Origin of the sequence: Marivita sp., from assembly GCF_965656765.1 — a bacterium.
GTDB lineage: Bacteria > Pseudomonadota > Alphaproteobacteria > Rhodobacterales > Rhodobacteraceae > Marivita.
Genome location: NZ_CBFHLV010000037.1, coordinates 25,155 through 31,894 on the forward strand (window position 1 = coordinate 25,155; position 6,740 = coordinate 31,894).

8 protein-coding genes and 1 pseudogene are annotated in these 6,740 nt (G+C 54.9%); 4 read left to right on the forward strand and 5 right to left on the reverse strand.

The window, feature by feature from the left end:
• Position 1 precedes the first annotated feature (1 nt).
• From fmt to ACTG4M_RS11120, 3 genes are read left to right on the forward strand one after another with little or no spacing between them, the layout of a single operon-like run.
• Positions 2 to 913, forward strand: coding sequence for a methionyl-tRNA formyltransferase (gene fmt / locus ACTG4M_RS11110; protein WP_439123726.1), 912 nt, complete (start codon positions 2 to 4; stop codon positions 911 to 913).
• 2 nt (positions 914 to 915) lie between these two features.
• Complete coding sequence (locus ACTG4M_RS11115; protein ID WP_439123727.1) at positions 916 to 1,176, forward strand: hypothetical protein; 261 nt, start codon at positions 916 to 918, stop codon at positions 1,174 to 1,176.
• A 3-nt stretch (positions 1,177 to 1,179) separates the two neighbouring features.
• Positions 1,180 to 1,413 carry a GlsB/YeaQ/YmgE family stress response membrane protein gene (locus ACTG4M_RS11120; protein WP_439123728.1) on the forward strand — a complete coding sequence of 78 codons (234 nt, stop codon included), beginning with the start codon at positions 1,180 to 1,182 and terminating at the stop codon, positions 1,411 to 1,413.
• Positions 1,414 to 1,437: 24 nt separating this feature from the next.
• Here the strand turns inward: ACTG4M_RS11120 and ACTG4M_RS11125 are convergent, their stop codons facing one another.
• Both ACTG4M_RS11125 and ACTG4M_RS11130 read right to left on the reverse strand, forming a co-directional pair.
• Entirely contained in the window at positions 1,438 to 2,295 is an 858-nt protein-coding gene (locus ACTG4M_RS11125) for a universal stress protein (RefSeq protein ID WP_439123729.1), read from the reverse strand.
• A gap of 12 nt (positions 2,296 to 2,307) precedes the next feature.
• Positions 2,308 to 3,798, reverse strand: a complete 1,491-nt coding sequence (locus ACTG4M_RS11130) for a SulP family inorganic anion transporter (RefSeq protein ID WP_439123730.1) — start codon at positions 3,796 to 3,798, stop codon at positions 2,308 to 2,310.
• 380 nt (positions 3,799 to 4,178) lie between these two features.
• Here ACTG4M_RS11130 and ACTG4M_RS11135 point away from each other — a divergent pair, with 380 nt between their 5' ends.
• Entirely contained in the window at positions 4,179 to 5,168 is a 990-nt protein-coding gene (locus tag ACTG4M_RS11135) for a glutathione S-transferase family protein (protein ID WP_439123731.1), read from the forward strand.
• Here the strand turns inward: ACTG4M_RS11135 and ACTG4M_RS11140 are convergent.
• The 3 genes and pseudogenes from ACTG4M_RS11140 to ACTG4M_RS11150 form a co-directional block, all read right to left on the reverse strand.
• Positions 5,165 to 5,527, reverse strand: a complete 363-nt coding sequence (locus tag ACTG4M_RS11140) for a hypothetical protein (RefSeq protein ID WP_439123734.1) — start codon at positions 5,525 to 5,527, stop codon at positions 5,165 to 5,167. The genes ACTG4M_RS11135 and ACTG4M_RS11140 overlap by 4 nt on opposite strands.
• A 187-nt stretch (positions 5,528 to 5,714) precedes the next feature.
• On the reverse strand, positions 5,715 to 6,071 hold the full coding sequence (locus ACTG4M_RS11145; protein ID WP_439123732.1) for a hypothetical protein: 357 nt from the start codon (positions 6,069 to 6,071) through the stop codon (positions 5,715 to 5,717).
• Between the two features lie 42 nt (positions 6,072 to 6,113).
• Positions 6,114 to 6,740: pseudogene (locus ACTG4M_RS11150) on the reverse strand (chromosome segregation protein SMC); the annotation flags it as partial.

Consider the following 6,740-nt stretch of genomic DNA (forward strand, 5'->3'; position numbering starts at 1 on the left):
CATGCGGATCATCTTCATGGGCACGCCCGATTTTTCGGTCCCGGTGCTCGACGCTTTGGTCGACGCGGGGCACGAGATTGCCGCCGTCTATTGCCAACCACCCCGTCCCGCAGGGCGCGGCAAAAAAGACCGCCCGACACCGGTTCACGCTCGGGCCCAAGCGCTGGATCTTGAGGTGCGACATCCCAAAAGTCTGCGCACAGATGAGGCACAACAGGCGTTCGCTGCGCTGAACGCGGACATTGCCGTGGTCGTGGCTTATGGTCTGATCCTGCCGCAAGCGGTGTTGGATGCGCCCAAGCACGGCTGCCTGAATATCCATGCGTCGCTGTTACCACGTTGGCGAGGGGCCGCGCCCATTCACCGTGCGATCATGGCAGGGGACGCCCGGACGGGTATCTGCATCATGCAAATGGAAGCGGGTCTGGATACCGGCCCGGTTTTGCTGCGTGATACAACTCCGATTGGGCTGACCGAGACGACAGGCGAACTGCACGACCGTTTGAGTATGATGGGTGCTCAGCTAATCGTTCGCGCGCTCAGTACCTTGGATGACCTGACGCCGGACCCGCAGCCAAAAGGTGGTGTGACCTACGCCCAAAAGATCGATAAGGCTGAGGCAAGAGTTGATTGGACACGGTCAGCGATTGAGGTTGATCGTCAAATTCGGGGGCTGTCGCCATTCCCCGGCGCTTGGACGATGATCGGCACAGATCGCGTGAAATTGCTGGGCAGCACGTTGGCGCAACAGAGCGGGCCCGCTGGAACTGTGCTGGACGATGGCTTCACGGTTGCTTGTGGAGAAGGAGCCGTTACCATCGTTCGCGCGCAGCGAGCGGGCAAAGGTGCCCAAGATACCGAGACCTTTTTGCGCGGTTTGGCGGTTCCCGAAGGGACCCGGTTGGGAGAGTAAGCATGTTCATGATCTTGATGGGCACAGTCGTGATCGCAGGGATCGTTGGCTACATCTCAGAGAAGACGGGCTTTACCAATAACGGAATTGTCCAAAGCATTATCATATGCGTCGGTGGCGCGTTCCTTGCTTATTTCGTACGGATCATGTTCGGCATTGGCTTTGGATCACCAGGAATGAACGCCATTGTCTCGTCGCTTGGGGCGCTTATCATCGTACCAACGCACTGGCGCTCTTCGGTCAGGGATCGGCGGCGGAGGTAAACGATGCAAATTCTGTTTCTTCTGATCATCGGAGCTGCGGCCGGCTTTCTTGCTACGCGTGTGATGCGGATTGAGATGAGCACGCTTGCCACCGTAATGGTTGGCGTCGCTGGCGCGTTAATTGGTGGTTTGGTCATACGGTTGCTGCTGGCTGCAACCGGAGCTGTAGCAGGCTTCGTCGGTGCTATTCTTGGGGCGATGATCGTGATCTGGATCGTGCAGAAAATGCGATCCTGACCGCGGTTCTTAGCCTAACCAGAATCACCGCATGATCAGAACGGGCACCTTGCAAGACCGCAGCATTTCCGTGGTGGTTGATCCAATGATAAAGCTGCGCACCCGGCTGTGGCCATAGGCCCCCATGACCAGCAATTCGTGGTCGCCGGTCGATGTGATTTGCGCCAATACCTTTTCCGGCTCACCGCTTTCAGTCACGGTGGCTGCATCGAACCCACCCGCCTTTAGCGTTGCAGTGGCATCCGTCAGAGACTTCTGGATCGCAGGAGTGTCTTTGCCTGCAAAAACAAGCGTGACTTTCAAACCTGCGAACAATGGGCTGCGCGCGATGTAGTCGACCGCCTTGAGCGATGATGGGCCGCCATCGAAGGCTACAATAACGGATTTTATCTCTTTGAAGGCACGGTTTGCGATAAAGACCGGCTTATGGCTGGCACGGACGATCCGTTCGAGGTTGGAGCCGAGATGTTCCATCGCAAGGCCCGCTGCTTCGCCGCGTTTACCGATGACGATCATGTCGCCGGATTCTTCTTTGTCGGTGATCGTTTCGACCAAATCACCTTGGCGCAAACGGGTTTCTACAGTGATATCACCATCGCCCCGAATGATCGCCTTAGCGTCCTCCAGAATGGCGCGCCCATGTTCATGGGCAAGTTTGGCGCGAGTCGCATCCAGTTCGGACAGTTGCTCAAGCAAGGCTGTACGCGCGCCCAGCTTGATCGCACCGGATAGGTCTTGTTTCTCGACAGAGTCTCGACGACCCATCACATGGTAAACCTTGACAGTCCAATTGTTCTTGCCCGCAATCCACGCTGCATGATGGCAGACGCTTTCGGAATAGGCAGACCCGTCGACAAGGGCGATAAGAGTGTTCGTGGTCATGGTCGTGCCTCCCTAGTGGCCCAGCAATTCATCCATCGCACCAGGTTTGTCATGAATGGCAAGCCGGTCAACAATGGTTTCAGACGCTTCGTTCAGGCCAATCAACTCGACCTCGGCCCCTTCGCGTCGGAACTTGAGCACAGCCATGTCCAGCGCCGCAACCGAGGAAATATCCCAGATATGGGCACGGCTCAGGTCGATTGTGACCTTCTCGGGGGCTTCGCGGAAGTCGAACGCCTTCATGAAGTCTTCGGACGAGGCAAAGAACAACTGACCTTCGATGGTGTAGGTCCGATGGTTTCCGTCCGGTGTGACGGTCGACCGCACACGGAAGAGCTGCGAGATTTTCCACGCAAAGAAAATGCCGGACAGAAGAACACCGACCAGAACGCCGATTGCAAGGTTATGCGTGTAGATGACAAAGAACACAGTCGCCAGCATGACGATGGAGGATGATTTCGGGTGGTCCCGCAGGTTCTTGATCGACGACCACGAGAATGTTCCAACCGACACCATGATCATGATCGCCACCAAAGCCGCCATCGGTATCATCGCCACGATGTCACCAAGCGCGACCACAAGGATCAGCAGGAAAAGACCCGCAACAAAGCTGGACAACCGCCCACGGCCGCCCGATTTAACGTTGATGATGGACTGACCGATCATCGCACAACCGGCCATGCCGCCAATGAACCCGGTGGCCGTGTTGGCAAGGCCCTGACCAATACATTCCTGATTGCGGTTTGATGTGGTGTCGGTGAGGTCATCGACGATCTGCTGGGTCATCAGGCTTTCGAGCAATCCGACAACAGCTACGGCCACCGAGTACGGGAAGATAATTTGAAGTGTCTCGAATGTCAGCGGGATGTCGGGGATCAGGAAGATCGGTAAGGTATCGGGCAAATCACCCATATCGCCCACTGTGCGCACATCCCATCCCATCGCGACAACCAAGACCGTCAGAACGATGATCGTCACCAAGGGGGATGGCACCGCTTTGGTCAAGAGTGGGAAAAGATAGATGATCAGCAGTCCCGATGCCACAAGCGCATACGTCAACATGGGAACGCGTGAGGGATCAAGTTCAGGCAATTGTGCCATGAAAATCAGGATGGCCAGTGCGTTGACGAACCCTGTCATCACCGATTTCGACACAAAGCGCATGACGTAGCCAAGTTTCAGAAAACCCGCGCCGATTTGCAAAAGCCCAGCCAGAACTGTGGCTGCGAGCAAGTATTCAAGCCCGTGGTCCTTGACCAATGTTACCATCAAAACCGCCGTTGCAGCGGTCGCCGCCGAAATCATACCGGGACGGCCACCAGTGATCGCAGTGATCACGGCAATCGAAAAAGACGCGTATAGACCAACCTTGGGATCAACTCCGGCGATGATCGAAAATGCAATCGCTTCGGGGATCAGCGCAAGCGCCACCACCAGTCCAGATAGCAGGTCGCCGCGGATGTTATGGGTCCATTGACGTTTGTATTGTGCAAGAGAGATCATGGATGGTTCTTTGCGAATAGGCCGCGTGACAGTCGCGCGGTCTTTGTCGGTGGCATCATGTGATAAGTGTTCTGGCAGAATGTGGGCCAGTATGACCAGCCGGGCTCACCCGTCTTAATGTTCGCTGCTCCCTTACCCCGGTAAGTTGCAGAAGCCAAGTTGTCGCGCGCGAAACTATGCGAGAACTGCTGTTAATTTGCCAATTATGGCAGTGCCGCGTTTGCAGTAAAGCATACAACGGGTCACTGGAACTCGTGTGTTGGCAAAAACCAGCGTTGGACTTCTGTGCGCTGAGCCAGAGCAATCTGCGCGGATGTGGGAGTTTTGTGAAACTGTGCAGGGCTCTATGTCGTTCATTAAGAAATGTAGAGGAGCACGGCATGGGACATCTGGATAATGGCGTTTGGAAAGACCAGTGGTACGATACCAAAAGCACGGGCGGCGCATTTAAGCGCAGCACGGCGAAGTTTCGCAACTGGATCACCGCAGATGGCAGTGCCGGTCCTTCGGGTGAAGGTGGCTTCACCGCAGAATCTGGCCGGTACCATCTTTATGTCAGCCTTGCCTGCCCTTGGGCGCATCGCACACTAATCTTCCGAGCGATCAAGGGGCTAGAGGATCACATTGGCGTTTCGGTCGTGCATCCAGATATGTTGACGGACGGATGGACCTTCAACGCCGATTTTCCCGGTGCTACGGGCGACACACTTTATGGCTTGCCCTTTGCGCGTGACATCTATCTCAAAGCCGATCCGCAGATATCGGGTCGGGTGACCGTTCCGATCCTCTGGGACAAAAAGCGCGAGACAATTGTGTCGAATGAAAGCTCTGAGATCATTCGTATGCTGAACTCGGCGTTTGATGGTATCACGGGCAATAGCTCTGACTATTGGCCTGAACCTCTCAAAGATGAGATCGAATTGGTAAATGAGCGCGTCTACGATACGGTCAATAATGGGGTCTACAAATCCGGCTTTGCCACGACACAAGAGGCCTATGACGCCGCAGTCGTGCCGCTGTTTGACAGTCTGGACTGGCTGGAAGCGCGCCTTTCCAAAAGCCGTTATTTGGTTGGGGATCAGATTACTGAAGCGGATTGGCGATTGTTCACAACGCTTGTGCGGTTCGATCCGGTCTACCATTTGCACTTCAAGTGCAACCGTCGCCGCATTGTCGATTATCCAAGCCTCTGGGCCTACACGCGCGAGCTGTACCAAGTTCCAGGTGTAGCCGAGACGGTGAATTTTGATCACATTGTGCGGCATTACCACTACAGCCACGAAACCATCAATCCGTATCGGATTATTCCTATCAATCCTGTTCTGGATTTCGATGAACCGCATGGGCGTGATCGGCTTAGGGCGGCTTAATCAATCTTGGCGTAGTGCTCGACCATCGCGGCCAAGTCCTCGGGCTGGGTCGCGCTGGGCACAAAGGCGCAGGCGTTTGAACATAGCTGAAAGATTGACCCGTCTGAAAAAAAGCTCGTGTTGGTGACGAATATGACACGGCTGTCAGGGTGCCGATAGCTCGCGTAATCCGCCACAGCGATTGCGCTGCCGCTTTCAAGAACCACGTCAAGAATGATGATCGGGTAATACCGCGCATCCAGATGATCAATCGCGCTGCCCTGATCAATCGCGATGTCCGCCTCATGTGCATGCCGATGCAAGTGGCGTCGCCACATTTGGCCAAGCTCGGCGTTGTTTTGCACGATCAGCACATTCATCGGGGCAACCGGACCTTTCACGGGACACTGCCGTCTAACTAGAGTCTGTGCTTATTAGATAATAAACAGTTAATATTTCCGTAAGGAATATGATCAATTCCTTAAAATAGGCGGAATATGGCCAATAGTTTTGGTCGTTAGGCGAAGGTACATAGCCCAACAAAAGCTCCAAAAAGGAACCTATAGTTCAAGGGCGTGTCGGAAACCGATCACCCGAAGCGGTGATGATGGTCAAACGTCCATCCGCATCGGTGACGTACAAGTCACAACGCGAGAATCCGGTGACAAATTCTATGCAAATCGTGCTGTCAGCCATAACGGTGAAATAGCCGTAGCCGGTGCCGCCTTCGTCTGCATAGGTGTAGGTGTATCGCCCGTCTTGGTAAAATCGCGACTGACCATCATCGAAAAAAGTGATGGTTGAGCCCCGAAGCTGCGCATCGAGCGTGGTTTGATCAAAAAGACTGTCGGTGCCACGCGGTGCCCAATCTTGCGCGAATACAGAGATGGGGATCAGGCTAAAGGCGAAAACAAATCTGAGCATGAGGACAGTGTAAGACCAAACGCTTTGCACGCAGACACACGTTTACGCGACCAAACGCTCCGCTTTCTTGAGGTCGACAGAAACAAGCTGACTGACCCCCTGTTCTTGCATGGTGACCCCAAAAAGCCGATCCATCCGAGACATGGTCACAGCGTGGTGGGTGATGATCAGAAAGCGGGTTTCTGTCCGGCGGCACATCTCGTCCAACAGATCGCAGAAGCGGGTGACGTTGGCATCGTCCAAGGGCGCGTCAACCTCGTCCAGCACGCAGATCGGGGCAGGGTTCGCGAGAAAGACCGCAAAGATCAACGCCAATGCAGTCAGGGTTTGTTCTCCACCTGAAAGCAGCGAAAGCGTTGAAAGCTTTTTGCCGGGTGGTTGGCACATGATTTCAAGCCCGGCTTCCAGAGGATCGTCGCTTTCCACCATTACAAGATTCGCTTCGCCGCCACCAAAGAGGTGGGTAAAGAGCAAAGTGAAGTTGCTGTTCACCTGCTCGAATGCAGTCAGAAGGCGCTCGCGGCCTTCGCGGTTGAGGCTGGCGATACCCGATCGAAGTGTCTTGATCGCTTCTTCCAGGTCCAGCTTTTCTGCCAGCAGAGTATCGTGTTCTTCCTGAACTTCGCGGGCGTCTTCCTCGGCCCGTAGGTTTACGGCTCCGAGCGCGTC

Excerpts from the sequence above, each read along its gene's own strand:
- fmt (WP_439123726.1), top strand. The coding sequence starts at position 2 with ATGCGGATCATCTTCATGGGCACGCCCGATTTTTCGGTCCCGGTGCTC.
- ACTG4M_RS11115 (WP_439123727.1), top strand. The coding sequence starts at position 916 with ATGTTCATGATCTTGATGGGCACAGTCGTGATCGCAGGGATCGTTGGC.
- ACTG4M_RS11120 (WP_439123728.1), top strand. The coding sequence starts at position 1,180 with ATGCAAATTCTGTTTCTTCTGATCATCGGAGCTGCGGCCGGCTTTCTT.
- ACTG4M_RS11125 (WP_439123729.1), bottom strand. The coding sequence starts at position 2,295 with ATGACCACGAACACTCTTATCGCCCTTGTCGACGGGTCTGCCTATTCC.
- ACTG4M_RS11130 (WP_439123730.1), bottom strand. The coding sequence starts at position 3,798 with ATGATCTCTCTTGCACAATACAAACGTCAATGGACCCATAACATCCGC.
- ACTG4M_RS11135 (WP_439123731.1), top strand. The coding sequence starts at position 4,179 with ATGGGACATCTGGATAATGGCGTTTGGAAAGACCAGTGGTACGATACC.
- ACTG4M_RS11140 (WP_439123734.1), bottom strand. The coding sequence starts at position 5,527 with ATGAATGTGCTGATCGTGCAAAACAACGCCGAGCTTGGCCAAATGTGG.
- ACTG4M_RS11145 (WP_439123732.1), bottom strand. The coding sequence starts at position 6,071 with ATGCTCAGATTTGTTTTCGCCTTTAGCCTGATCCCCATCTCTGTATTC.